The 24,977-nt window shown below is 67.3% G+C and carries 26 protein-coding genes; 10 read left to right on the top strand and 16 right to left on the bottom strand.

Features of this window, described 5'->3' with window-relative positions; genetic code table 11:
• Positions 1-60: 60 nt before the first annotated feature.
• Both RXV88_RS07675 and cobS read right to left on the bottom strand, forming a co-directional pair.
• Positions 61-441 (bottom strand): hypothetical protein, encoded by a 381-nt coding sequence (locus tag RXV88_RS07675; RefSeq protein WP_316291689.1) that lies wholly within the window; start codon positions 439-441, stop codon positions 61-63.
• 230 nt (positions 442-671) lie between these two features.
• A complete protein-coding gene (gene cobS / locus RXV88_RS07670) occupies positions 672-1,658 on the bottom strand; it encodes a cobaltochelatase subunit CobS (protein WP_316291687.1) in 987 nt (328 codons plus the stop codon).
• Between the two features lie 217 nt (positions 1,659-1,875).
• On the opposite strand from cobS, the gene RXV88_RS07665 reads away from it, so the two are divergent.
• From RXV88_RS07665 to msrB, 4 genes are all read left to right on the top strand, one after another.
• The gene (locus tag RXV88_RS07665; RefSeq protein WP_316291685.1) at positions 1,876-2,424 is read left to right on the top strand and encodes a sigma-70 family RNA polymerase sigma factor; all 549 of its coding nucleotides are present in this window, start codon (positions 1,876-1,878) and stop codon (positions 2,422-2,424) included.
• Positions 2,421-3,116 carry an anti-sigma factor domain-containing protein gene (locus RXV88_RS07660; protein ID WP_316291684.1) on the top strand — a complete coding sequence of 232 codons (696 nt, stop codon included), beginning with the start codon at positions 2,421-2,423 and terminating at the stop codon, positions 3,114-3,116. Before RXV88_RS07665 ends, RXV88_RS07660 begins: the two co-directional genes overlap by 4 nt.
• 124 nt (positions 3,117-3,240) lie before the next feature.
• Entirely contained in the window at positions 3,241-3,810 is a 570-nt protein-coding gene (locus RXV88_RS07655) for a fasciclin domain-containing protein (protein WP_316291683.1), read from the top strand.
• A gap of 123 nt (positions 3,811-3,933) precedes the next feature.
• A complete protein-coding gene (gene msrB / locus RXV88_RS07650; protein WP_316291681.1) occupies positions 3,934-4,392 on the top strand; it encodes a peptide-methionine (R)-S-oxide reductase MsrB in 459 nt (152 codons plus the stop codon).
• Between the two features lie 307 nt (positions 4,393-4,699).
• Here the strand turns inward: msrB and RXV88_RS07645 are convergent, their stop codons facing one another.
• The 5 genes from RXV88_RS07645 to RXV88_RS07625 all read right to left on the bottom strand — a co-directional run bounded on the left by RXV88_RS07645 (position 4,700) and on the right by RXV88_RS07625 (position 7,671).
• Positions 4,700-5,470, bottom strand: coding sequence for a fumarylacetoacetate hydrolase family protein (locus RXV88_RS07645; protein ID WP_316291680.1), 771 nt, complete (start codon positions 5,468-5,470; stop codon positions 4,700-4,702).
• 87 nt (positions 5,471-5,557) lie between these two features.
• Positions 5,558-5,860: a hypothetical protein gene (locus RXV88_RS07640; RefSeq protein WP_316291678.1), complete on the bottom strand. Its 303-nt coding sequence runs from the start codon at positions 5,858-5,860 to the stop codon at positions 5,558-5,560.
• A complete protein-coding gene (locus tag RXV88_RS07635; protein WP_316291676.1) occupies positions 5,857-6,543 on the bottom strand; it encodes a helix-turn-helix domain-containing protein in 687 nt (228 codons plus the stop codon). The genes RXV88_RS07640 and RXV88_RS07635 overlap by 4 nt, the downstream gene beginning before the upstream one ends.
• A complete protein-coding gene (locus tag RXV88_RS07630; protein ID WP_316291675.1) occupies positions 6,536-6,901 on the bottom strand; it encodes a hypothetical protein in 366 nt (121 codons plus the stop codon). The genes RXV88_RS07635 and RXV88_RS07630 overlap by 8 nt, the downstream gene beginning before the upstream one ends.
• Before the next feature lie 146 nt (positions 6,902-7,047).
• A complete protein-coding gene (locus RXV88_RS07625; RefSeq protein WP_316291674.1) occupies positions 7,048-7,671 on the bottom strand; it encodes a J domain-containing protein in 624 nt (207 codons plus the stop codon).
• Positions 7,672-7,744: 73 nt separating this feature from the next.
• On the opposite strand from RXV88_RS07625, the gene RXV88_RS07620 reads away from it, so the two are divergent.
• Positions 7,745-8,002: a BolA family protein gene (locus RXV88_RS07620; RefSeq protein WP_316291673.1), complete on the top strand. Its 258-nt coding sequence runs from the start codon at positions 7,745-7,747 to the stop codon at positions 8,000-8,002.
• A gap of 24 nt (positions 8,003-8,026) precedes the next feature.
• On the opposite strand, the gene RXV88_RS07615 is transcribed toward RXV88_RS07620, so the two are convergent.
• From RXV88_RS07615 to RXV88_RS07605, 3 genes are all read right to left on the bottom strand, one after another.
• The gene (locus tag RXV88_RS07615; RefSeq protein ID WP_316291671.1) at positions 8,027-8,413 is read right to left on the bottom strand and encodes a hypothetical protein; all 387 of its coding nucleotides are present in this window, start codon (positions 8,411-8,413) and stop codon (positions 8,027-8,029) included.
• Between the two features lie 410 nt (positions 8,414-8,823).
• On the bottom strand, positions 8,824-10,338 hold the full coding sequence (gatB, locus tag RXV88_RS07610) for an Asp-tRNA(Asn)/Glu-tRNA(Gln) amidotransferase subunit GatB (protein WP_316291670.1): 1,515 nt from the start codon (positions 10,336-10,338) through the stop codon (positions 8,824-8,826).
• A 68-nt stretch (positions 10,339-10,406) separates the two neighbouring features.
• Positions 10,407-11,639, bottom strand: coding sequence for a hypothetical protein (locus tag RXV88_RS07605; RefSeq protein WP_316291668.1), 1,233 nt, complete (start codon positions 11,637-11,639; stop codon positions 10,407-10,409).
• Positions 11,640-11,837: 198 nt separating this feature from the next.
• Between RXV88_RS07605 and RXV88_RS07600 the strand changes: the two genes are divergently transcribed.
• Positions 11,838-12,533 (top strand): transglycosylase SLT domain-containing protein, encoded by a 696-nt coding sequence (locus RXV88_RS07600; protein WP_316291667.1) that lies wholly within the window; start codon positions 11,838-11,840, stop codon positions 12,531-12,533.
• Positions 12,534-12,617: 84 nt separating this feature from the next.
• Here the strand turns inward: RXV88_RS07600 and RXV88_RS07595 are convergent, their stop codons facing one another.
• From RXV88_RS07595 to pepN, 4 genes are all read right to left on the bottom strand, one after another.
• Positions 12,618-13,481 carry a lysophospholipid acyltransferase family protein gene (locus tag RXV88_RS07595; protein ID WP_316291665.1) on the bottom strand — a complete coding sequence of 288 codons (864 nt, stop codon included), beginning with the start codon at positions 13,479-13,481 and terminating at the stop codon, positions 12,618-12,620.
• A gap of 140 nt (positions 13,482-13,621) precedes the next feature.
• Complete coding sequence (locus tag RXV88_RS07590) at positions 13,622-14,041, bottom strand: hypothetical protein (RefSeq protein WP_316291664.1); 420 nt, start codon at positions 14,039-14,041, stop codon at positions 13,622-13,624.
• Between the two features lies 1 nt (position 14,042).
• The gene (locus RXV88_RS07585; RefSeq protein WP_316291662.1) at positions 14,043-14,783 is read right to left on the bottom strand and encodes an SDR family oxidoreductase; all 741 of its coding nucleotides are present in this window, start codon (positions 14,781-14,783) and stop codon (positions 14,043-14,045) included.
• Entirely contained in the window at positions 14,780-17,353 is a 2,574-nt protein-coding gene (gene pepN / locus RXV88_RS07580; protein ID WP_316291661.1) for an aminopeptidase N, read from the bottom strand. Before pepN ends, RXV88_RS07585 begins: the two co-directional genes overlap by 4 nt.
• 129 nt (positions 17,354-17,482) lie before the next feature.
• Here pepN and RXV88_RS07575 point away from each other — a divergent pair, with 129 nt between their 5' ends.
• From RXV88_RS07575 to RXV88_RS07560, 4 genes are all read left to right on the top strand, one after another.
• Complete coding sequence (locus RXV88_RS07575) at positions 17,483-17,611, top strand: hypothetical protein (RefSeq protein WP_316291659.1); 129 nt, start codon at positions 17,483-17,485, stop codon at positions 17,609-17,611.
• Positions 17,612-17,686: 75 nt separating this feature from the next.
• Complete coding sequence (locus tag RXV88_RS07570; RefSeq protein ID WP_316291657.1) at positions 17,687-19,204, top strand: FAD-binding domain-containing protein; 1,518 nt, start codon at positions 17,687-17,689, stop codon at positions 19,202-19,204.
• A gap of 81 nt (positions 19,205-19,285) precedes the next feature.
• Positions 19,286-19,432 (top strand): DUF2256 domain-containing protein, encoded by a 147-nt coding sequence (locus RXV88_RS07565; protein ID WP_316291655.1) that lies wholly within the window; start codon positions 19,286-19,288, stop codon positions 19,430-19,432.
• Between the two features lie 83 nt (positions 19,433-19,515).
• Entirely contained in the window at positions 19,516-19,707 is a 192-nt protein-coding gene (locus RXV88_RS07560) for a hypothetical protein (RefSeq protein ID WP_316291653.1), read from the top strand.
• Positions 19,708-19,761: 54 nt separating this feature from the next.
• On the opposite strand, the gene RXV88_RS07555 is transcribed toward RXV88_RS07560, so the two are convergent.
• Together RXV88_RS07555 and RXV88_RS07550 are read right to left on the bottom strand one after the other, a co-directional pair.
• Complete coding sequence (locus tag RXV88_RS07555) at positions 19,762-23,511, bottom strand: efflux RND transporter permease subunit (RefSeq protein WP_316291652.1); 3,750 nt, start codon at positions 23,509-23,511, stop codon at positions 19,762-19,764.
• Positions 23,508-24,836, bottom strand: a complete 1,329-nt coding sequence (locus RXV88_RS07550; RefSeq protein WP_316291650.1) for an efflux RND transporter periplasmic adaptor subunit — start codon at positions 24,834-24,836, stop codon at positions 23,508-23,510. The genes RXV88_RS07555 and RXV88_RS07550 overlap by 4 nt, the downstream gene beginning before the upstream one ends.
• Positions 24,837-24,977: the final 141 nt, after the last annotated feature.

The following is a 24,977-nucleotide window of genomic DNA, read 5'->3' as shown; positions in this document are numbered from 1 at the left end:
GTGTCAGATGTCGTCTTTCAGCGCCGAAATGGCAAGAGGGAATGCACCTTCGGGGGCCGCTTAGCCCAGCAGGGCCGCGTCGCATTGCGCCAGGCGGCGGCGGGCCTCGGCCTCGGCGCGGGCGGCCGTCCGGGCGTCGACGTGATACTCGCCCTGGATCAACAGCCGCTCCTGCGCCTCCTGGCTGCGGCGGCGCTGCTGCCAGAGCAGGTCCGCCTCGGGCCCCTGCGGCGGGGCGACGGCGGCATAAAGATCGTCATATTGCATGCGGCGCACCTCTGCCTCGCGGGTGGGCACGCCGGTGTTGAACCGCTGATAGTGAAAGACCGCCGCGGAGCGCCCCGCGCAAGAGGCGAAAAAGAGCGCCTGGTCCATCGCGCCCGAGGCCCCGCCCGGCGCCGGACCAAGACAGGCCAAACATAGTGCATATGCGATCATCATCCGCATACCGTTGTATACGACCTTGGCGGCGGTCTGCTGGATGAGACAGATTGCCGCTGTGTCGCAAAACAAAAGCGGGCGCGCAGCGCCCGCCCGGGTCGGATCGGCGCAGCCGATCCGATGGTAAGTCGCGCCGGAGGCGCGCGGCTCCCGCCGGGCGCAGCCCGGTGGGAGCTTACATAGAGCCGCCGAAGGCGCGCGGGTCGGACCGGGCGCAGCCCGGTTCGAAATCAGGCCATCGAGAGCGACGCCGCGCTTTCAGGCAGTTCCTCGTCAAAGCAGCGCTGGTAGAATTCGGCCACTGTCTGGCGCTCCAGCTCGTCGCATTTGTTAAGGAACGACACCCGGAAGGCATAGCCCACGTCGCGGAAGATCTCGGCGTTCTGGGCCCAGGCGATCACGGTGCGCGGGCTCATCACCGTCGACAGCTCGCCGTTCATGAAGGCGCGGCGGCTGAAATCGGCCACGGTGACCATCTGGCGGATGGTCTTGCGGCCTTTCTCGGTGTTGTAATGCGGCGCCTTGGACAGCACGATCGAGGTCTCGGCGTCGATGGACAGATAGTTCAGCGTGGCCACCAGCGACCAGCGGTCCATCTGGCCCTGATTGATCTGCTGGGTGCCGTGGTAAAGCCCGGTCGTATCGCCCAGACCCACCGTGTTGGCGGTGGCGAAGATGCGGAAATACTTGTGCGGGGTGATGACCTGGTTCTGGTCGAGCAGCGTCAGCTTGCCGTCGGTCTCCAGCACCCGCTGGATCACGAACATCACGTCGGCGCGGCCGGCGTCGTATTCGTCGAAGACGATGGCGCAGGGGTTGCGCAGCGCCCAGGGCAGGATGCCCTCCTGGAATTGCGTGATCTGCTTGCCATCGACCAGCTTGATCGCGTCCTTGCCGATCAGGTCGATCCGGCTGATGTGGCTGTCGAGGTTCACCCGCACCGCCGGCCAGTTCAGCCGGGCGGCGACCTGCTCGATATGGGTCGACTTGCCGGTGCCGTGATAGCCCTGGATCATCACCCGGCGATTGTTGCGGAACCCCGCGAGGATGGCCAGCGTGGTGTCGGGGTCGAACTTGTAGGTGCTGTCCATGTCGGGCACCCGGTCGCTGCCGTCGGCAAAGCCGTGCACCACCATGTCGGTGTCGATGCCAAAGACTTCGCGAACCGAGATTTCTTCGGTGGGTTTTGCATTGATGTCCATCGTGCCATCCGCCATGGGAAATCCTTTCCGTCTCGCGCGTCTTGTATTGACGCGTAGGTGCCTCAAATCGCGCCGGGGGGCAAGAGCGGCGGGGCGGGAATCTCGGGTCATGGCGGCGGCACGCGGCGCTTGCCGGGCAAGGGAGGGCGTTGCCCGCTTGCAAAAGCCGCCGCGCTGGGGTGTTGTGGCCTGGGTGCCGGGCGGGGCCCGCCAAGAGGCCGGATCGGGCAGCATGACAGCGCAGACGGACATCGAAGACCTGATCGCCCGCGTCGCCATGGGCGACCGCGGCGCCTTCCGGTCGCTTTACGATCGCACGTCGGCGAAACTTTTCGGCGTCTGCCTGCGTGTCTTGTCCGACCCCGCCGAGGCCGAGGAGGCGCTGCAAGAGAGTTTCGTGCGCATCTGGGACAAGGCGGGGCAGTATCGCGTCAACGGATTTTCGCCCATGACATGGCTGATCACATTGGCCCGCAACGTGGCCATCGACCGCCGCCGCCGCCTGTCGGGCGCGGCCCGTCCCGCGCCGATCGAGGCAGCGGATCTGGTGGCCGATACGGCCCCCGGACCGGAACGTCAGGCCATGGCGCGGGCCGAGGCGGCGCAGCTGGCCGAATGCCTGCGCGAATTGCCGCCCGACCGCGCGGCGATGGTGCGCCGCGCCTATCTGGACGGTGACACCTATGCCATGCTGGCCGAGGCGACCGGGGTCAAGCTGAACACCGTGCGCACTTGGCTCCGCCGGTCGCTGATGCAACTCAGGGAGTGTCTGAGCCGATGACGGGTCCCGAGGATACGGCCGATCTGCCCGGCGGGGCCGAGGCGATGGCGGCGGAATACGTGCTGGGCCTGCTGTCCGAGGACGAGGCGCGCCGGTTTGAGGCGCAGATGGCCCAGGACCCGGATCTGCGCCAGGACGTCGCGGCCTGGAGCACCTATTTCACCACCCTCACCGACGACATCGCCCCGGTCGATCCCGCGCCGCAGGTGTTCCGCCGCATCGAGGGCGCGCTCTTCGGACAAAAACGCCCGCCGCTCTGGCGCCAGCTTATGCCCTATCTCGGCGGCGCCGTGGCCGCCGGGCTTCTGGCCTGGGCGGTGTTGCAGACCGATATGCTGCAGCCCGAAGCGCCGCATCTCTACGCCGATCTGGTGGCCGAAGACCAGGGCTATACGCTGCTGGCGCATTGGGCGCCCGACAGCCAGACCTTCATGCTGCGACGCGACGCGGGCGTCTTTCCCCAGGACAGCGCGCTGGAGATCTGGCTGATCCCGGGACCTTCGGCCGCGCCGATCTCGGTCGGGCTGATGCAGCCCGACACGCTGACGCAGATCCCCGTGCCCGACGAACTGGTGGCGCGCATGAGCCCCGGCGCCACTGTCGCCATCTCGCGCGAACCGCCCGGCGGGTCGCCCACCGGCGCGCCCACGGGGCCGGTTCTGGCGGTGGGGTCGCTCGGGGTGCGCGGCTGAGCGCCGCCACTCACGCCCTCGTGACCGGTTTGTGATCCAGTCGGCGAAACTCTGTCCTTCCGCCTCCCGTGTCTGTGCCTGACCGCCGCGACAATCGCGCCGGAGCATCGAGGAGAGACACGATATGAAAACGATCCCCACTTTGAACGCCGCCGCCGCCCTTTGCCTGGTCGCGGGCCTGGCCCAGGCCGAAAGCCATGCGCAAACCGGCAACCCCATGGTCGGCGGCGCGGCAATGTTCGCCGACAAGACCATCGTGGAAAACGCGGTCAACTCCGCCGATCACACCACGCTGGTGGCCGCCGTCAAGGCCGCCGATCTGGTCGAAACGCTCAGCTCTGAGGGCCCCTTCACGGTCTTCGCCCCGACCAACAGCGCCTTTTCCTCGCTGGCCGCGGGCACGGTCGAGACCCTGCTTGAGCCTGAAAACAAGGCGGCGCTGCAGAAGGTGCTGACCTGCCATGTGGTGTCGGCCAGCGCCATGTCCGACGCCATTGCCGGCATGATCGCCGACGACGGCGGGATGCACCCGGTGCCCACGGTCGGCGGCTGCACGCTGCAGGCCCGGATGGAGGGCTCGAATATCGTGCTGACCGACGAACGCGGCCGCTCGTCGACGGTGGTCGTCGCCGACGTCATGCAATCCAACGGAGTCATTCACGTGGTCGACCGCGTCCTGCTGCCGTCCATGTGACCCCATGCGGCTCTGTGGGGGGCGTTATCCCCTAATGCTTTCCTCACGCAGAGTTGCGCGCCCCTGGCTTGTGTTCACCAGGCCGGGGGCGCATCTTTTCCACACAGCCACCGGAGGACCGGAATGAAAAGACGCAGCTTTCTGGCAGGCCTCTGCGCCGCCACGGGCCTGACCGACCGCGCCGCCGCCGCGCCCTACGAGGTCACCCGCTCGGATGCCGAGTGGAAGGCGATGCTGAGCGATCTGGAATACCGGGTCATGCGCAAGGAGGGCACCGAACGCGCCTTCACCTCGCCGCTCAACGACGAAAAACGCGCGGGCCTCTTTCATTGCCGCGGCTGCGACCTGGCGCTTTACGCGTCGCAGACCAAGTTCGACAGCGGAACCGGCTGGCCCAGCTTCTACGACGCCCTTCCCGGCGCCGTCGCCACCAGCCGCGACTTCAAGCTTCTGATCCCACGCACCGAGGTGCATTGCTCCCGCTGCGGATCGCACCTTGGTCACATCTTCAACGACGGCCCAAAGCCCACCGGCAAGCGTCACTGCATAAACGGCGTGTCACTGGTCTTCCGACCGGCCTGACCCCCCGCCCTCCCAATTCCATTGCAGCGCCGCGCAACAGCCAATCGCTGAAATCCCCCCCCTTCTTCTTGGCAGAAATACTCCGGGGGGTCTGGGGGGCTGGCCCCCCAGCCGGGGGGGGGGCGCCCCAACGCTATTGGGTAGAACAATGTTGGCCCGCCCACACGGGCGCCCGGCGCCCCCCCGGGTGCCCCCCCCCCCCCCCCCCCCCCCCCCCCCCCCCCCCCCCCCCCCCCCCCCCCCCCCCCCCCCCCCCCCCCGGTCGCCAAACGCACCAGCGTTTGGCGAAACCAGATTGTCCCGCCCCTCAGGCTTCCGACGGCGCGACCGTGGTCACAGACACCGCCCCGATGCCCTCGATGACCACCTCGATCTCCTGGCCCGCGCGGATCGGGCGGGCGCCCAGCGAGGTGCCGCAGGCGATCACGTCGCCGGGGCTGAACGTCACGTCATGGCTCAGCTTCGACACGATCTCGGCGGGCGACAGGATCATGTCCGACGCCGCGTAGGATTGCCGCTCGCGCCCGCCGACCAGCACCTTCACCGTCAGCGCGCGCCAGTCCACATCGGTCTCGATCACCGGGCCCAGCACGCCGAAACCCTCGAACCCCTTGGACCGCGTCCACTGCGGAAACGCCGGGTCGGCGTTCAGCACGTCGAGCGAGGTGATGTCGTTCACGCAGGTATAGCCCAGGATCGCGGCCTCCGCTTCGGCCTCCGACCCCTGCCGGATCGTCTGCCCTATCACGATACCCAGCTCGCCCTCAAAGATGCAGCGCCCGGCGGCGGCGGGCAGTTCCACCTCCGACCCGTGCCCGGTGACCGAGCTGTCGGGCTTTAGAAACCACAAGGGGTGGTCGGGGATGGTGTTGCCGTTCTTTTCGGCGGCCGCGTGGAAATTGTTCCAGAGCCCGATGAACTTGCCCGGTTGGCAGGGCGCCAGCAGCCGCGCGTCCGCAAGCGGCAGCGGATCGCCCGCCGCCTCGTCAGAGCCGAGCCCCGCGCGCGGATGCAACATGCCGTCCGCGATCACCCCGGTCACGATGCCGGCCTCCGTTTCGATCCGTCCCCACTTCATGTCGCGCCTCCCCGCTGAATTCGATGCGGCGCAATCCATAGCCGATGTGCCGCGCCGGCTCCAGTTGCCAATCGCCCGGGCGCGCCGTCAAAGCAGCCGCCAGGCCTCGCGCCCAAGCGGCAGCAGGAAGGCGGCGAAAAGCATTCCCAGCCCGATCCATGTCCAGGTGCGGTTGGTGCCATAGCTGCCCAGAAGCTCTGTCAGATAGGTGCCCCGGGCCGCCGCAAAGCCCGTTTCGTCGATCAGCCCGTCTTTGTGATTCTTCAGCGCGGCCTCATAGCCGCGCCGGTCGGGCAGGCCTTTCCAGATCGGATAGGCCAGCGCGAGCGAACCCAGCACCCCGGCCCCCGACGAAATCAGCGCGACCCAATCCGTCGCGGTCCCGGTCATCCGGCCTGCGCCTTGCGCCGCGCGATCAGCGTCTCGCTTTCGCCGCCTTCGCCCAGGACCAGATACCGTTCGACGGCTTCGTCCTCTCCGGCGGGATTGGTCAGTCCCAGCCTTTCGACCACCTGGTCGATGATCAGGTATTTCGTTTCCTTCACCTGGCGCAGATCGCCAATCCATTCGGTCGAAAACCCCAGCGGGTTTTCCTGCGCCCGGCGCACCAGAAGATACGCGCTCCCCAGCAGCGCCGCGCCGAAGGTTGCCGTCGCAAGGTTCTGAGACACCATCGCGAAGATCTGCGCGCGCACGTTGGCCGGTGCGTCGAAGACCGCGGGGTCGAGCGCCACCTTCGGCGGCTCTTGCTCGAGCGCCCGCAACCCGTCGTGATCCAGCGCGTCCGCCAGCTGCGACATGGTGCGAAAGCGCGGGCCGTCGCGCATGCTGCCGCCCTCGATCTCGGAGATCTGCGGCTGTTTCAGCCCGGCCTCGCGCGCCAGTCGGGCTTGGGTCCATCCCAGCGCCTTGCGCCGCGCGCGGACCGCGTCGCCGTAGCGCAGCAGCTGACGGCGAAAGACCATGTCGTCATGGTCGAGCGCGGAATCGGTCTCGTAGCGCTCGAACACATCGGCGAGCGATCCCTTGACGGCATCCGAGGCCGGGGGGACGAATTCGGGCATGTCAGCCATGAGCGAGCAAAACCTCCAGCCGGGGTTTGACGGTGCCGCGCCACCAATCCGACAACCCCTGGTCGGGTGCGTGCCGGGTGACCGCCATGAAAAACAGCTCGGTTTCCTCGGTGGTGGGGCGCAAGTACATCGCCAGCGCGGCCCCGTTTTCGCAGCGTACGCGGCAGATGTGCCGTCGGCCGCCGTGGCCTATCGCGCCCAGATGCGTCTCGTCCTCGAACTGGCGCAGGGTCTTGGCGCCGGGCAGGGGCGCGTAGATCGCATTCACCGATTGCAGAAGGCCCATGATGGCGTTCATCGCGTGCACGTCCCGGCGCGCGCCGCGGTCTGAATAAGGGTCGATGTCGTCACTGATCACATTCCGCCCTGTCGCCGGATCCCTGAACGGGTAAACTCTTACCACCAAAATATACTTTTAACCGGATAAATTCAACCTTCGCCCTCGGGACGGTCAGGACCGGTACGATTGCATTTGTGCAAAATCGAACCGGTCTCGATCAACCCTTACTTGAAATTCCGGCTTTCCTTGATCTGGTCCCAGGCCCAGACGACCTCTTGCAGCTGTTCTTCCTGGCTGCGGTCGCCGCCGTTCATGTCGGGGTGCAGCACCTTGATCAGCGCCTTGTAGGCCTTGCGGACCTCGGCCTTGGTCCAGTGGTCCTTGGCCTCGAGGATCTCGATCGCGCGGCGTTCGGTGGGGGGCAGGCGGCGCGTGCCGCCGGCGGATTTGCCGGGATTGCGCGTGGCCTTGTCGCCCAGCACCTGATGCGGATCCTCGATGCCCAGCCGCGCCCAGGCGCGCGCCTCGGGGTCGCGCCAGTCTTTGGTCTTGCGCTCCCACACTTTGTCGGCGCTTTCCTGGGCGTTCATCTCGGCCTCGGTCTTGCCGTCGAAGAAGTTCCACTTGAGATTGTACTCGCGCACATGGTCCTTGCAGAACCAAAAGAAGTCGTCCAGCACGTCCGGCGCCTTGGGCGCGCGGAACTTGCCCGGCTCTTCGCAGCCGTCGTGATCGCAGATGCGGGTCGAGGTTTCGGATTCGCCCGACATGCCCCGCCGCCCGCGTGGATTCTTCTTCTTCGACGACCTGACAGACATGTCAAAACCGAAGGGATCTGATTTGCTCATGGGAACACCTTTTCGACTCGGACGCCGGAGTTTAGACTAACATGCGGCAGTTTACAGGGGTGGACGGGGAAAAATGTCGAGAACGCAGGAAATTGAGGACCGGCTGCGCGCCGCCTTCGCGCCAATCGAGCTTATGGTGCGCGACGACAGCGAGCGGCACCGGGGGCACGCGGGCTATCAGGAGGGTGGCGAAAGCCACTTTTATGTGGTGATCCGCTCGGCGGTTTTCGAGGGGCAGAGCCGGATCGCGCGTCATCGTGCGGTGCATGACGCGCTGGGGACCGATCTGATGGGCCGGATTCACGCCTTGTCGATGAAGCTTTCCACCTGATCCGTCGTCTGGCGGAGGGTGCGGTCACTCCGGCCGGTGCAGGCTTTCCGCGCGCAGGCGCAGGGCGATGCCGGGGCCGCCGTCAGTGCCGCGCTCTTCGTCCGCGTCTTCGCCGTTCTGAGGCGGTTGGGCGTCGGGGGCGGTCAGCATCCGGGGCTGAAAGGCCGACAGGTCGTCGGCGCGGGCGCGGCGAAAGACCAGCAGGCTGCGCGGCGTCGTGACGAATTTCGTCAGCCCGGCGCGCTCCTCGCTGGGCAGGGTTTCGGCGCGCTGAAACTCCCATCCTTCGGCGGCCATGTCGTTGAGCAGTTGTTCGACGGCAAAGGCAAAACGGCCTTCGGCGCCCTTGACGCCCTTGGCCTTGCGGCCTTTGGCGGGGGCGGGAACGACCTTGTATTCGTAATGCGGCATGAGGGGCCTGTTTTTCGCTTCAATGTCAGAACCGTAGCAATCGGAGTGCCGCGCGTCAGCCCCACAAAAATCGAGGGGCCTGCTTGCGCAACCCCCTCGATGGTCTTGCTAAAAACCAAACGGAAGCGACCCCCCCCGTTCCAATCACGTGTCTGACGCCCCGAACATCCTGGGACTGCGGCAAATATCGCGCCGTTATGAAGAGGTTAACGCTACGGAAGCTTATCCGTCGAGTATCGGATTCCATACTTCCCGATATGCGTGAGCGGATGGCCGGATTTCGCGTTGGCAAAACCATGAGGCGACAAGGAGTTGGCAGATATATGCCTAATGAGAAGGCTGCGCCCAAAGATTCAGCGGTGGGGCTGAAACGGACCGAATCGTGGCGAATCGGTCCGAATCAGCGGGGCTCAGAGCCCCAGCTTGGCGCTCACGATCTCGTTCACGGCCTTGGGGTTGGCCTTGCCGCCGGTGGATTTCATGACCTGACCGACGAACCAGCCCGCCAGCTTGGGGTTGGCCTTGGCCTTTTCGACCTGCGCGGGGTTGGCGGCGATCACCTCGTCCACCGCGGCCTCGATCGCGCCGGTGTCGGTGACCTGTTTCAGCCCCTTCTCCTCGACGATAACCGCCGGGTCGCCGCCATCGGTATAGACGATCTCGAACACGTCCTTGGCGATCTTGCCCGAGATGTCGCCCTTCTTGATCAGCGTGATGATCCCGGCCAGCTGCGCGGGTGACACGGGGCTGTCATTGATGTCGTGATCCTCTTTCTTCAGGCGGCCGAAAAGCTCGTTGATGACCCAGTTCGCGGCCAGCTTGCCGTCTGAGCAATGGCTCACAACCTCTTCGAAATACTGCGCATTCGCCGTTTCTGCCGTCAGCACGCTGGCGTCGTATTCCGACAGGCTGAAATCCTTGACGAAGCGCGCCTTCTTCTCGTCGGGCAGTTCGGGCAGCGAGGCGGCGATCTCGTCGACCCAGGCCTGTTCTATTTCCAGAGGCAGCAGGTCGGGGTCGGGGAAGTAGCGGTAATCATGCGCCTCTTCCTTGGACCGCATCGAGCGCGTCTCGCCCTTGTCGGGGTCGTAAAGCCGGGTTTCCTGGTCGACCTTGCCGCCGGATTCCAGAATGGCGATCTGGCGTTTCGCCTCATAATCAATGGCTTGCTGGATGAACCTCATCGAGTTCATGTTCTTGATCTCGCAACGCGTGCCCAGATGCGAGAAATCCTGCGTTTCCTGATAGCGCTCGTAATCGCCGGGGCGGCAGACCGATACGTTCACGTCGGCGCGCAGGTTGCCGTTCTGCATGTTGCCGTCGCAGGTCCCCAGATAGCGCAGGATCTGGCGCAGCTTGACCACGTAGGCGGCGGCCTCTTCGGGGCCGCGGATGTCGGGGCGGCTGACGATCTCCATCAGCGCGACGCCGGTGCGGTTGAGATCGACGAAGGACATCGCCGGATCCATGTCATGGATCGACTTGCCCGCGTCCTGTTCGATGTGGATCCGCTCGATCCGCACGCGGCGGGCGATGCCCGGCTCTATGTCCACGATCACCTCGCCCTCGCCGACGATGGGGTGGTAAAGCTGGCTGATCTGATAGCCCTGCGGCAAGTCGGGGTAAAAGTAGTTCTTGCGGTCGAAGGCCGACACCAGGTTGATCTGCGCCTTCAGCCCAAGCCCGGTGCGCACCGCCTGCTCGACGCAGAATTCGTTGATGACGGGCAGCATGCCGGGCATGGCCGCATCGACGAAGGAGACGTTGGCGTTGGGTTCCGCGCCGAATTGCGTCGAGGCGCCGGAAAAGAGCTTGGCCTTAGACGCGACCTGCGCGTGCACCTCCATCCCGATGACCAGTTCCCAATCGTGCTTGGCCCCGGCGATCACCTTGGGTTTGGGGGCCTCGTAGCTCAGATCCAGCATCGGTCGCGTCCCTTGAATGGCGTGGTTGGGCAGGGTCTACCCAAGCCGCCGTTCCGGGGCAAGAGGGCCTAGCCGTCAGACAGGACGCGCAGACCTTCGGGGTGAAATTCGATCCGCTGGCCCGCCGCGATTTCGAGCGCGAAGTGATCGGCCAGCGTCGACAGCGCACGGGATTTGCCGCGGGCGATCTGCCCGGCCAGATCCTGGGGCCCCGCGTCGGCGGTGCCGGGCGTCGGCGCGGCGTCCCAGACCAGGGGGTGCACTTCACGCAGGTGATCGCGGGCGATCCAGTCGAAACAGGCGGCGATGCGGATGCGGGCGGGGCGGCGGTCGCCCTTGCTCGACATGCTGAGCCCGGTGAAGGCCGCAAGGACGTTGATCGTGTGCTGGTCGCCGCAGCGCTCGACGATGTCGTGCAGCCCGGCCACGAACAATTCCGCGTCGATCCGGCGCAGCGCGCCCGGATCGAGCGCCAGCGCATCGAGATAGACCCAGGCATAGCCGCCCTGGCCCCAGACGTCGCCGGTGCGGGCGGCGCTGCGGCGCGCCTCGGTGTCGAGCATCTCGTAATTGCCGAACCGCCGCGGCAGCAGATCGCGGCCCAGCGCGCGCAACGGGCCGGGCGTGTTGGGGGCGAGGTCGATCAGATCCTCGTAATCGTCGGCGACGCGGTCGCGGGGGCGCAGATCGGCCGCCAGCAGACGGCAGCGCAGGCTGGCCAGCAGAGGGGAATCGAGTTCGAGCGGGTCGAAGGGCGCGATCAGCCGGGCGGCGTCGGCGAGATGACCGGAATAGGCGCGGTGCTGGTCCTCGATCACCGGCGGCAGACCGTCGGCGCCGCACCAGAGCCGCGCCACGTCGATATGGGCCAGCGCCAGGACCAGCGCCAGCGCGACATCGGACGCGTCGTCCTCGATCGCCGCCTCCAGCGAGGACACGGGATAGCGCGCGCCCAGCGGGTCGCTCCTCGACACGGCCTCGCGGGCGGCCTCCATCGCATCGGCGCGCGCCCCCGCGGCCAGCAATTCGGCGACCAATGCGCCGTCGCCCACCGCCAGACGGCGCCGGTCGGCGGTGCGGATCAACTTGGCCAGCGTGTTCCAGCTTTCCTGCCGGGCCAGGTGGCGGCCCTTTTTGACATGCGCTGCACGGGCACGCAGGGTTTTCGGCTGCGCAACGACCGGGATCGAAATCGCCGGGCTGTCGTGCCGGTGTCTCGGCCGCGAGGGGCCATCGGTCCGGTCGCGCGTCTGCGCCGCGTTGGCGACCGTCGGTATTGCGCGGGAGAGCAGGGAGGGCATGGGGTGATCGGACCTTTGCAACTGTGTGTTGCATATGTGAATGAACGCCAAATCTGTCTCAAAAGCGGCAAGAGCGGGGATTTGCAGAGCCATCTTCGCGACCGGAGCCGGGTTCGATCCCAATTCGTAAACGATCCGTTAACCGGAGGCGGGACTGGGCGCTTGCGAATTTGGGCAATTTTGAGGCATTATGCCCGGATGCTGCGCGTTTTCTGCTGTATCGCGGTCCTTTTCGGGGCCGCCGAAGGGGGTCTGGCCAATACGCCGGCCGCGCTGTCGCCGCGCGCGGTCGAGGCGTCCCCGCGCCCCGTGGCCCGGACCGAGAGTCTGCCGCCGGCGCGCTGGGGCGACAGCGGCCCGGCGGCGATCTGGTCGCGCGCGGCGCTCGCGGCGCTGCGCAGCCACGCCGGCGTCCTGCCGCGGACCGTGCCCCGCGATATCGAGACCTGGTGCCCGGCCTACGAATCCGGCGACCGCGAACAGCGCGAAGCGTTTTGGATCGGCCTTGTCTCGGCGCTGGCGAAACACGAAAGCACCTTTCGCCCCCACGCCGTGGGCGGCGGAGGCAAGTGGTTCGGACTGTTGCAGATTCTGCCCGCGACGGCGCGCGGCTACGGCTGCCGCGCGCGCAGCGGCGGCGCGTTGAAGGACGGGGCGCTGAACCTCAGCTGCGCGTTGCGCATCATGTCGGTGACGGTACCGCGCGACGGGGTGATCAGCCATCGCATGCGCGGCGTGGCCGCTGATTGGGGCCCGTTCCACAGCCGGTCCAAGCGGCAGGACATGGCGACCTGGATCCGCAAGCAGAGCTATTGCACGGGCCTTGCCCGGTCGCTGCGCCCGGTGGCGCGGCCGGCGACCCGGCTGGCGCTGAGGACGGTCGGCGCGCGCTGATCTTTTGGCGGCGCCGGTGGCGGGCGCCAGAGCCTCCGGCGGGGATATTTGGGGATCAGTGAAACGGGGTGTGGGGCCTTGGCCTCAGGCCTTGCGCCATCCGGGGCGGCGCGTCACGTCGACCAGCGACACCGCCGGGGCCTTGGGGCCGCCGAGCGCGAGGGTGGCGCGGCGCAGCATGTCGATCCCGTCTTCGGAGCGCGCGGGCAGGGCGGCAGCGGAAATCGGCTCGCCTATGGTGATGCGATAGGGTTGGCGGTCCTTGTTCAGTGTCTCGTGGAACAGGGTGATGTCGCGCAGCGTCGGGTGGATCAGGTCGAAGAGGTAGAACAGCGCCGAGTTGCGCGCCCGGATGTTCACCGGGATCACCGGCAGGTCGAACTTGCGCGCGATCATCGCCGCCGAGGCCATCCAGGGGCGTTCGTGCAGGCTCAGCCCGCGCCGCTTGGCCAGGCGGCCCGAAGGAAAGATCACCCCCAGCCGCCCGTCCTTTACCGCCTGGCGGGTATAGGCCATGGTCGCGCGGGTCTTTCCATGGCTGCGTTTTTCGGCGCGCCATTCCACCGGGGCGATCATGCGCTCCATCTGCGGCAGCACGCGGCAGATGTCGTGATTGGCAAAGTAATAGGCGTCGGGCCGCAGGGGCGCGATCAGGTGGTGCAGGATGATCCCGTCGGCGATGCCCGTAGGGTGGTTCGCCACGATCAGCGCGGGCCCGTGGCGGGGCAGGTGCGAGCGGCCGCTGACCGTTACATCGCGGGCCAGCAGGACGCCCATCCGGTGCATGATCTCGGCCGGGTCCCTGTCGCGGAATTGCGCGGCCAGTTCGAGTGTGCGGTCATAGCCGAGAAGCCGGTTCAGCGCCGCCCGCGCGAGGCGCGCACCGGGGTGCGGCGCGAAGAGCCAGGGCGCGCGTTCCTCGATCAGCGGGTCGATGCGGTGTTTCATGCAGCACCTTTTGCACAGAATATGCAACGTCCGGGTGACATTTCTCAACGCCGCCCGCGCCGCTGTCAAAGATCTGTGTCGCCGTGGGCCCGGACGGGCTGAGTTCCGCTTAAAACGCGGGCAGGCGTCGGCGGGTTCCGTCACAAAAGCGAAAAGGGATGGCGTTCGGTGCGGATGGAGGCGGCCTCGAGCGCCGCTTCGAAGCGCGCGAGCGGCGGCACGCATTCCTGCGGCAGGCGGATTCGGCGGCCCTCGGTCGTGACCAGCGACACCCGGGTCGTCATGTCGAGCCGCCGGTCCAGACGCACGTGGTCGAGCTCGGCCCGGCGCACCTCGCCGCGCATCCGCCCGCTGAACCAGGCGATCCCGTCGTCATCGAGCGTCAGGCCCGCGCGGCGCCCGGCGGCGAAGTCCCAGGCAGCGGGCAGGCTCAGCGCCAGCAGCGCGGCGACGATCCAGCCCGCCGCCGCCAGCATCAGGTAGGCCGCAAAGAGCCCCGCCCAGACGCCCAGCAGCACGATCAGCGCGGTCCACGACCGGCCGGTGCGTTCGAAGCGCATCTCAGCGCCCGCCGGAGACGTCCAGCACGGCGCGCGTGACGTAGGACGCCTTGTCGGAGAGCAGCCAGAGGATGCCCTCGGCCATTTCCTCGGCCGTCCCGGGGCGGCCGAGCTTTGGCATGTGGCCCAGCCGTTCCAGCCGGTCGGGCTGGCCGCCCTTGGCGTGGATGCCGGTGTCGGTCAGGCCGGGGCGCAGGGTGTTGACGCGGATGCCCTCGGCGGCCAGTTCGTCGGCCAGTCCGGTGGTAAAGCTGTCGATGGCGCCCTTGCTGGCGGCGTAGTCGATATATTCGTCGGCCGACCCGGTGCGCGCGGCGACCGAAGAGACGTTGACGATGCCGCCGCCCTGATGCGCGCGCATGTAGGCGACCGCCTGACGGGCCACCTCGATGGCGCCCAGAACGTTGACGGCAAAGACCTGGGTGACGCGCTCGGGCGTCAGATCGGCGATGCCGCCCTTGGGGGCCACGATGCCGGCGTTGTTCACCAGATCGAGCGGGCCGGGGGGCAGGGCGGCGATTTCGCCGAACATGGCCGCGATGGCGGTGGGATCGGCGACATCGGCCTGGACCACATGCGCCTCGGCGCCCTCGGCGCGGATATCCGCCGCCACGGCCTCGGCCCCGGCAAGGTCGCGGCCGTAATGGACGATGACCCGGCCCCAGCCATGCGCGGGGGCGAGCCGCGCGGTGGCCGCGCCGATCCCGGCGCTGGCCCCGGTGACGAGCAGCAGCCGGCTCATCCGAGGATCCGCCCGACCATCTCGCCGGTGTCGCGGCTGAGCTTGGGTTTGGCCATGATCCGCTCCAATTCGGCCCGGATCAGCGCCTGGCGGGCGGCGTCGTAGCGCTTCCAGGTCTGGAAGGCGCTGCACATCCGCGCGGTCGTCTGCGGGTTGAGATCGTCGAGCGTGATCAGCCAGTCCGCCAGCAGCCGGTAGCCCGCACCGTCGGCGCGGTGAAAGCCCGCGTGGTTGCCCGCAAGCGCGCCCAGAACCGCGCGGAAGCGGTTCGGGTTCTTGAGCGTAAAGAGCGGATGCGCGGTCAGCGTGGCGGCCACGTCTGCGGCGTCTTTCGGCGGGGCCACGGCGACCTGAAGGCCGAACCACTTGTCCATCACCAGCCGGTCGCCCTGCCACTGGTCGTGGAACCGGGTCAGAGCGGTTTCGGCGGCGCCGGCCCTGATCAGGCAGGTCAGCGCCGAAAGCTGCAGCGTCATGTTGTCGGCGCTGTCGAACTGCGCCTGCGCCGCCGCGCCGCCGTCAAGCCGGGACTGCATCGCCAGAACCGCGGCGCCGAGCGCGCGTTTGCCAGCCTGATCGGCGTCGGGGCTGAAGGGCGCATCGACCCGCGCCTCGGCCATGAGACCGGGCAGCGCGTCTTTCCAGCGCGTGGCGCGGGCGGTGGCGGCGCGGTCCTTGGCGTCCCAGATCGCCTGCGGGTCGGGCACCACGCCCTGTTCGAAAAGCACCTGCGCCAGCTCGGAATCGGACGGGGTATTCAACATCAGCGCGCGGTAGGCCGGGTCGAGCGTGCTGTCGGCCACCACCCGGTAGAGCCCGTCGAGCCAGGCGCCGTCCACCTCTGCGCCGTCGCGGATCATGGCGATCAGCGCATCGCGCGCCAGGTCGCGGCCCGCCTCCCAGCGGTTGAAGGCGTCGGTGTCATGGGCCAGCAGAAAGGCGCGCTCCTCGCGGCTGCTCTGCCGTTCCAGCACCACCGGCGCCGAGAACCCGCGCAGGATCGAGGGGACGGGTTTCGAGGCCAGCCCGTCGAAGGTGAAACTCTGCTCGGTCTCGGTCATCTCGAGCATCCGCGTCGGCACGATCTCGTCGCCGTTGGGGTTGAGCAGACCCACGGCGATGGGCAGCACCTGCGGTTCCTTGACGTCCTGTCCCGGCGAGGGCGGGGTGTGCTGGCGGAAGGTGAGCGTGTAGCTGCCCCCTTGCGCGGCCTCGCTTGTGCCCGGCTGCCAGTGTTCCTCGACCGACAGGCGCGGCGTACCGGCCTGGCTGTACCAGCGTTTGAACTGCGTGAGGTCGCGACCGGTGGCGTCTTCGAAAACCTTCAGCCAATCCTCGATCGTGGCGGCGTCGCCGTCGTGCCGGTCGAAATAAAGCGCCAGCGCGCGGGCATAGCCTTCGTCGCCCACCAGCCGTTTGAGCATCCCGATCACCTCGGCGCCCTTTTCATAGACCGTCGCGGTGTAGAAGTTGTTGATTTCCTGAAAGCTTTCGGGCCGCACGGGATGCGCCAGAGGGCCCTGATCCTCGGGGAACTGGCGCGCGCGCAGGTCGATCACGTCCGAGATCCGCTTGACCTCGGCCGACCGCATATCGCTGGTGAACTGCGCATCGCGGAACACCGTCAGCCCCTCTTTCAGGCACAGCTGGAACCAGTCGCGGCAGGTGATGCGGTTGCCGGTCCAGTTGTGGAAATACTCATGCGCGATGATCGCCTCGATCCGTTCGAAATTCATGTCGGTCGAGGTTTCGGGGCTGGCCAGCACGGCGGCCGAGTTGAAGATGTTCAGCCCCTTGTTCTCCATCGCGCCCATGTTGAAATCGTCCACCGCGACGATGTTGAAGACATCGATATCGTATTCGCGCCCGTAGACCTCTTCGTCCCAGGTCATCGACTTCTTCAGCGCCTCCATGGCAAAGGCGCATTTGTGCTCGTCCCCCGGGCGTACCCAGATGTTGAGCGCCACATCGCGGCCGGACATCGTGGTGAAGCTGCCGGGGTGGTTGACCAGCCCGCCTGCTACCAGCGCGAAAAGATAGGCCGGTTTCGGCCAGGGATCGTGCCATTCGGCCCAGCCCTCGCCGCAGCCGGTCGGGTTGCCGTTGCTGAGCTTGACTGCCTCGTCGCCCTCGATCCGGACGGTGAAAGTGGCCATCACGTCGGGCCGGTCGGGGTAATAGGTGATCTTGCGGAACCCCTCGGCCTCGCATTGGGTGCAATACATGCCGTTCGACATGTAAAGCCCTTCGAGCGCGGTGTTGGTTTCGGGGCTGATCTCGACCTCGGCCTCCCAGGTGAAGGGGCCGTCGGGCACGTCGCAGGTCAGCCCCTCGGGCGTTACCGTGGGCGTCACCGGCTGGCCGTCGATCCTGGCCGCGATCAGCCGCAGATCCTCGCCATGCAGGAAAAAGTCCTGCCTGGGCGCGCCGGAGGTCGGGGCGAACCGGATCTGGCTGATCACGCGGGTTGCGCGCGGGGCCAGGCGGAAGGTCAGCCGCACCTCTTCGATGGTCCACCCGAACGCGGTGTAATCTTTAAGATAAATCGTTTTCGGCGCGGCGTCTTTCATCGGGTGTCGTCCTTCGTCTGGTGGCATCGCGGCCGGCGTTGATGGAACAGCGCCGCGCCCTAGAGTGTTAGGTCCGTGAGTGAGGGCCTGCAAGCGCACGGCCCGGAAACATTTGCGAAAGGACAGCCCATGTCGGCACCCGACACGAATATCGAGGAACAGAAACGCAAGCATAAACCGGCCCTCGTGGGCATCAAGGGCGTGGTCCTGCTGGCCGCTCTGCTGCTGGTCGCGATGGTGGCCTGGCTCTTTGTCTAGAGCGACGGGCCCGAGGGCGCGGAAACCCAGACAGAGGTCGGCCCGGCCCTGATCGAGACCGAGTAACGGAGGCGCATGAACACGCTTCTGTGGTTCAAACGGGATTTGCGGCTGGCCGATCATCCGGCCCTGCATCTGGCGCAAGAGATCGGCCGCCCGGTCCCGGTCTACATTCTGGAACCCGAACTCTGGCGGCAGGACGATGCGTCCGGCCGCCAATTCGCGTTTCTGCGTGAGAGCGTGTTGACCCTGCGCGAGGCCTTGCGCGCCAGAGGCTCCGATCTGGTGATCCGCCTGGGCGACGCGGTTGAGGCGCTTGAACGCCTGCGCCAGGAGACCGGCGCGCGCCATCTGGTGAGCCATGAGGAGACCGGCAACGGCTGGACCTATGCGCGCGACCGCAGGGTCGCCGACTGGGCCCGGGCGCAGGGTGTGGACTGGGCGGAATTGCCGCAAAGCGGCGTGGTGCGCCGCCTGAAAAGCCGCGACCGCTGGGCCGCGGCGCGCAACCGCTTCATGGCGGGCGATATGCTGCCAGCACCCGTTGCGCTGCCGCCGGTCACGCTGTCGTCGGACCCTTTGCCGGATGCGGCGGCGCTAAGCCTGGCCGAGGATTGCCCGCAGCGCCAGCCCGGCGGGCGGGGCCATGCCGAGGCGCTGCTGGCGTCGTTTCTGGAGACCCGCGGGCGCGATTATCGCCACGCCATGTCCTCGCCTCTGGCGGGCGCTGCGGCCTGTTCGCGGCTCTCGCCGCATCTGGCCTTCGGCACCCTGTCGGTGCGCGAGGCCGTGCAGGCCACCGCCGCGCGCCAGCGCGACGTGCGCGGGCGGCGGGACGGTTGGGCCGACAGCCTCAAGAGCCTGCAATCGCGGCTGGCCTGGCGCGACCACTTCATGCAAAAGCTCGAGGATGAACCGGCGCTGGAACGCCGCTGCCTGCACAGCGCCTACGAGGGGCTGCGGCCCCGGGAACCGGATGCGGCGCGTCTGGAGGCCTGGCGCAAGGGCGAAACCGGTCTGCCCTTCGTCGACGCCTGCATGCGGTCGCTGATCGCCACGGGCTGGCTGAATTTCCGGATGCGCTCGATGCTGATGTCGGTGGCGAGCTATCACCTCTGGCTGGACTGGCCCGCCACCGGTGCGCATCTGGCGCGGATGTTCACCGACTATGAACCGGGCATCCACTGGAGCCAGTGCCAGATGCAATCGGGCACCACGGGGATCAACACCCTGCGCATCTACAATCCGGTCAAACAGGGCCGCGACCAGGATCCCGAGGGCGCCTTCACCCGCCGCTGGCTGCCCGAGCTGGCCGAGGTTCCCGACACCTTCCTGCAGGAACCCTGGCGCTGGGAGGGCGCGGCGCGGCTGCGTTATCCCGCGCCGGTGGTCGACGTCGCCGAGGCCGCCCGCGCCGCGCGGCAGGCGGTCTGGGCGGTGCGCGCCGACCCGTCCTTTCGGTACGAGGCCGCGCGGGTGGTGGAAAAACACGCCAGCCGCAAGGACCCGCAGCGCCATTTCGTCAACGACCGCGCCCCGCGCCGCAGAAAGCCGCGCCCGGGGGACGACGCGCAGCTGACGCTCGACCTCTGAGATAGGCGCGGCACAGCCCCGGGCTTGACCCGGGGCCCCGGCGGCGCAGGTCCCGGGTCAAGCCCGGGATGAGGGACCGCGATGCCGACGCACAAAAAGAAATCCGACCTGCCGACCAAGACCTGCGCCACCTGCGGTCTGCCGTTCACCTGGCGCAAGAAATGGGCGCGGGTCTGGGACGAGGTGCGCTATTGCTCGGAACGCTGCCGCAGGGGCAAGAAAGCTTGAAAGCGCGCCATCGAGCAGGCATCCTTCCGCCTATGGGCATGGATTATTTTGGTGCCTGATCATTTCATACAAGGGGTTTTCAGATGACGCGAAAAACCAAAGGCTTCAGCTTGGGAACGTCGCACGCAAAAACGAGCAAGCGGGGCAAGGGAACCAAGGTGACGACCCATAAGGGTGGGAAGGCGAAAGAGGTCGACCCCAGGAAAGGAAATAATTCCAAACGCGCGCGGATGCTCGCGGCGAATGTCGCGAATTCCCAGAAGAAAGACAAATAGCGGCGGCCATCGACCGTTTGTGGGCGGCAGCCACCCACACCGGCTTGCCGCGCATCACTCCGCCGCGCGCAGAGGTACCTCCGGTTCCGGCAGGCGCGCCGGCGCTGCGACATCGTCGTCCCAGATGATCTCGGGCGAGCGGACCTTGCGCGCCTGACGTTGCAGCGCCCAGTCGCGGGCCAGGCGGCTCGACCGGCCCAGCGACAGCCGGCCCAAGAGCCGCGCGAACCACAGCATATAGGTCACGAACCACACCCGCAGCGCCAGCATCGACGGGGTGAAGACCAGCGTCAGCACCGTGGCGATGCCCAGACCGAACACCACCGCCGTCGCCAGCTGTTTCCACCAAAGCGCGGTCGGGCTGTCGACGGAATAGCCGCCGCCGAAGAAGTCGAGCGACAGCCCGAACATCATCGGCGCGAGGCCCGCCATGGTGGTGATCGTGGTCAGCAGCACCGGGCGGATGCGGTCCTCGGCGGTGCGCACGATGGCCTCGATCCGGGGCATGTAGCGGGCGTAATCCTGGTAGGTGTCGATCAGCACGATGTTGTTGTTCACCACGATCCCCGCCAACGCGACGATCCCCGTGCCCGTCATGATGATCGAGAACGGCTGCTGCATCACCAGCATCCCGATCAGCACGCCGGTGGTCGACAGCACCACCGCCAGCAGCACCAGCGCCGCGTTGTAGAACGAGTTGAACTGCGCCAGCAGGATGATGAACATCAGCCCCAGCGCGCCCATGAAGGCGTTCGACAGGAAGGCCTGGCTTTCGGCCTGTTCCTCTTGGTCGCCGGTCCATTCCCAGTCGATCGTGCCCTGGAAGGGCGCGGCGTCCAGCCATTCGGTCAGCGCCGCGATCCGTTCGGTCGGGTTGACCGGCACGGCGCGCAGATCGCCGTCCGCCAGCGCGGCCTCGACGGCGCCGGTCGCCTGTCCTTCGGCCAGGGCCACCAGCTCATAGCGCGCATCGGCGGGGCCGGTCAGGATCGCGCCTTCGCCGGTGGCTTCGACCTCGTCCGACAGGGTCCGAACTGTCGCGACCGGCATGTCGTCGCCGTCCACCAGCTTGGCCAGGTTCGGGGCCACATCCGCCTTGACGTCGAAATAGCGCTTTTGGTCGACGCGGCTGATCTCGGCCAGCTTGGCGACCGGCTGGCGGGTGACGAAGTTCGACAGCGGCACCAGCCCGTCGCGGGTGCGCACCTTGAGCGTGTCGAGCGTGCTGAGAACGCGGTCGTCCTCGGGCAGGCGGACGCGGATGTCGATCTCTTCGTCCGAGCTGTCCACCCGCATCGTGTCAAGCAGGATACCCCGCGTCACCAGCTGCACCATCGCGCCGACCGTGGCCACGTCGGCGCCATAGCGCCCGGCCTTTTCCACATCCACGTCGATCTGCCAGTCGATGCCGGGCAGGGGCAGGCTGTCCTCGATCAGGGTCAGGCCGGGCGTGTCCTCGAACCGCGCGCGGGCGGTGCGGGTGGCGGCCAGCAGCTCGTCCCAGTCGTCGCCCTTGAGCCGCAGATGCACGGGCTTGCCGCTGGCGGGGCCCTGCGCCAATTCCTTGACCTCGGTCTGGATGCCGGGAATCTTCGCCAGCTCAACCGCCAGCTCGTCGATCACCACGTTGCCGTCCAGATCCTCGACCGTCACGCCGTCCATCCGCGCGGCGGCCTCGGCGCGGTCGTCCCAGGGGATGGTCTCGAACTGGATCTGGCCGATGGTGTCCTTGGGGATGGCCGCGCCGCTGGCGTCGGTGTTCAGCCCGCCGTCGCCGGCAAAGGCAAAGGCGGTGATCACCCCGCGATGGTCCAGCACCACGGCCTCGGCGCGGCGCACCAGCGCGTCCTTCTCCGCCAGGCTGAGGTTGCCACGGGCGCGGACATAGACGATGGCCTGCTCGGGCTCGGATTCGACAAAGAATTCCACACCGCGGTTGTTCTGCCCGAAATATCCGAAGACCGAGACGACAAAGAAGATCACCGCGCCGATGGTCACGACGGGCATCACCGGGTTGCCGGCGATGGCCTTGATCACCCAGCCGAAGGGCGTGCGGCGATAGCGGCCCTCGACCCGCTTGGGTTTACGCCGGATCGCGGCGGCGTCGAGCACGATCGAGGCCGACACCGCGAAGGCCAGGAAGACGACGATACCGGGGATCAGGCCGACGATGCCCTCGCCCACCGGGGGGAAGATATAGGCGGGGTTCAGCACCATCATCGCGCCCACGAAAAGCCCCATCAGCACCACCGGAACCAATGCCGCGCGCACGACCCAGGGCAGGGCGTGGCGCATCGCCTCGGTCGCGCGGGTCAGCAGCCGCGAAAAGCGGCCCGTCACACCGCCCATGACCGGCAGGTAAACCAGCGCCACCACCAGCGAGGCCGACAGCACGAAGATCAGCGTCACGGGCAGCATCCCCATAAACTCGCCCGGAACGCCGGGCCAGAAGAGCATCGGCAAAAAGGCGCAGAGCGTCGTCGCGGTGGAACTGACCACCGGCCAGAACATGCGCTTTGCCGCCTCGACATAGGCGTGCATCGGCCCGACGCCTTCGGAGATGCGCTTGTCGGCGTATTCGACCACCACAATCGCGCCGTCTACCAGCATCCCCACCGCAAGGATCAGGCCGAACATCACGATGTTCGAAATGCTGACCCCCATCAGCGCGAGAAACGCAAAGCAGAGCAGGAAGGACGTCGGGATCGCGAAGCCCACCAGCAGCGCGGGGCGGGTGCCGAGCGCGGCCAGGATCACGATCATCACCAGCGCCACGGCGGTCAGCACCGACCCTTCGAGCTGCTTGACCATCGAATCGACCTGGCGGGACTGGTCGTTAGACGTGCCGGCCTGAACCGCCGCCCGCAGTTCGGGCGGCCAGGCGGTCTGGGCGTCGGCGACGGTTTGGTTGACCAGCGCCACCGTGTCGATCAGGTTGAACCCCTTGCGCTTGACCACCTGCAACGCGACCGTCTGCTCGCCGTTGAAGCGCGCGGTGCCGGTCCGGTCCTCGAAGGTCAGGTTGATCGTGGCCAGATCGCCCAGCGTCACCACCCGGTCGCCGTTCACCTTGACCGGCAGGTCGTAGACATCGCGCTGGTCGTCGAAGGACGAGGGGATCTTGACGCTGAAGGTGCCCTGATCGGTCTCGACCTCGCCCGCCGCGATCAGCTGGTTGTTGTTGCGCACGACGTTGATCAGCTCGCTCGCCGTGACGTTGTAGGATTCCAGTCGCAGCGGGTCTATCACCACCTCGAGCATTTCGTCCCGGCTGCCCGCCAGCCCCGCCTCGAGCACCGCATCCAGCGCTTCGATACGGTCCTGCAAGTCCTTGGCAACACGGATCATTGTGCGTTCCGGCACCGGGCCGGACAGGTTCACGATGATGATCGGGAATTCGCTGAAATTGATCTCGTTGATCGAGTATTGCTCGGCGCCCTCGGGAAACTTGGCCTGCGCCTTGGTCATGGCGTCGCGCACATCGGCCATGATCTTGGTCTTGTCCCAGCCGAATTCGAATTCCATCGACACGCCGGCGAATCCCTCGGCGGCGGTGCCGCCCAGCGACTTGAGCCCGTCGAGATCGGCCAGCTCGGTTTCCATCGGCTTGACCAGCAGCGTCTCGGAATCCTCGGCCGAGATGCCCGGGAAGGGCACCGTCACGAAAAGCGCGGGGATCTCGATGTCCGGCTCGCCTTCCTTGGGCAGCATGGCATAGGCAAAGGCGCCCACGGCCAGAGACAGGATGATGAAGGCAATCACCATCCGCGCGCGTTCAGAGGCCCAATCGACTATTCCGGTCATTGCATGACCTCCTCGTAACTCGGCGAAACGGGCACACCGTCGGTGACATATTCCTGTCCGACCGTGATGACATTAACAGTGTCAGGCAGGCCTGTCAGCCACACGCCCTGCCGTGTGTCCCGCAGCAGGGTGACGGCCATGAACTGCGCCTCGCCCGCGTCGTTGACGACGCGCACGCCCAGGGTGCCGTCGTCGTTCAGCGTCAGCGTGGATTGCGGCAGCAAATGCGCCATCGCGCCGTCGGCCTCGATGCCGATTTCGGCGGTCTGCCCGTCGCGGATCGCCAGATCGGCGTTGGGCACCTCGATCTCGACGCGGAAGGTGCGGGTCACGGAATCGGCGCTGCGCGACACAAAGGTCACCTGGCCCATCACGGTCTCGCCCCCGGTCAGCCGCGCCCCGGCGCGTGCACCCAGAGCGACCCGCGCCACATCGGTTTCGGGCACGAAGCCCACCAGCTTGATCGGGTCGAGCTGCAGCACGGTCGCACAATGCGCCCCGCCGGGGCCGCCCGCGCTCAGCAGCGCGCCCAGCTCGGCGGTGTCGGATTCGAGCACCCCGTCGAAGGGGGCGACGACGGTCAGGCGGTCGATCTCGGTCTGGGCGCGGGCCACGGCGGCCTCGGCGCTTTCGATGTTGGCCTGCAGACTGTCGAGCCCCGAACGCGCCGCTTCGACCCCGGCCTCGGCGCTGCTGACGGCGGCCTCGGCGCTGCGCAACGACGCTTCGGAGGCGGCGACGCGGGTGGTGCTGGCAAAGCCGTCTTCGCTCAGCTTGGACGAGGCGTTGAGGTTGATCGTCGCTTCCTCCAGCCGCGCGCGGGCCTCTTCGAGCCGCGCTTCGGCCTCGGGGATGCGGGCCTGGGCCTCGGGGCTGCGGGCGCGGGCTTCGGCCAGACGGGCGCGGGCCTCGGCCAGGCTGGCCTGCCGCGTGCCCGGGTCAAGCTCGCAGAGCGTCTGGCCCGCGGTGACGAACGCGCCCTTGCGCAGCGGCGTCGAGATCACCTTGCCGGTGGTTTCGGCCTGAACGTCGACCTGGCGCAGCGCCTCGGTCTCGCCGCGCAGCACGACGGCGCTGTCGATCACTTCGGCCACCGAGCGCTTGGCCATGACCCGCACCGCGCCGTCGGCGGGCGCGGTTTCGGCCTCGGCCGTCGCGTCCTCGGCGGCACTGTCCACGGGCGGCGCAGCGGCGGCCTCGGCATCGCCGGTCAGGGCGGCGGGGCTGACCTGGCGGGCAAAGTCCAGCAGCCGCTCACGCTCGATGATCACGCCGTAAAGAAGTGCCGCCACGAGCAGCGCGGTGATGATCGGAACGATACGCATGGGTCTGTCCTGCTTTGTACTGGGCCGGTGCGGCGGCGTTTCGGTGGCGCCGGGGCCGAAATGTGCTGTCGTGTATACGGTGAACCGCTTAGTTCAGATTAGTGTCCGCCTATACTTTCTTCAAGGTAAACTCAACAGTTC

Source organism: Aestuariicoccus sp. MJ-SS9, from assembly GCF_032586235.1.
Taxonomy (GTDB): Bacteria; Pseudomonadota; Alphaproteobacteria; order Rhodobacterales; family Rhodobacteraceae; genus Aestuariicoccus.
This window is presented reverse-complemented; position numbering and strand designations above follow the sequence as displayed.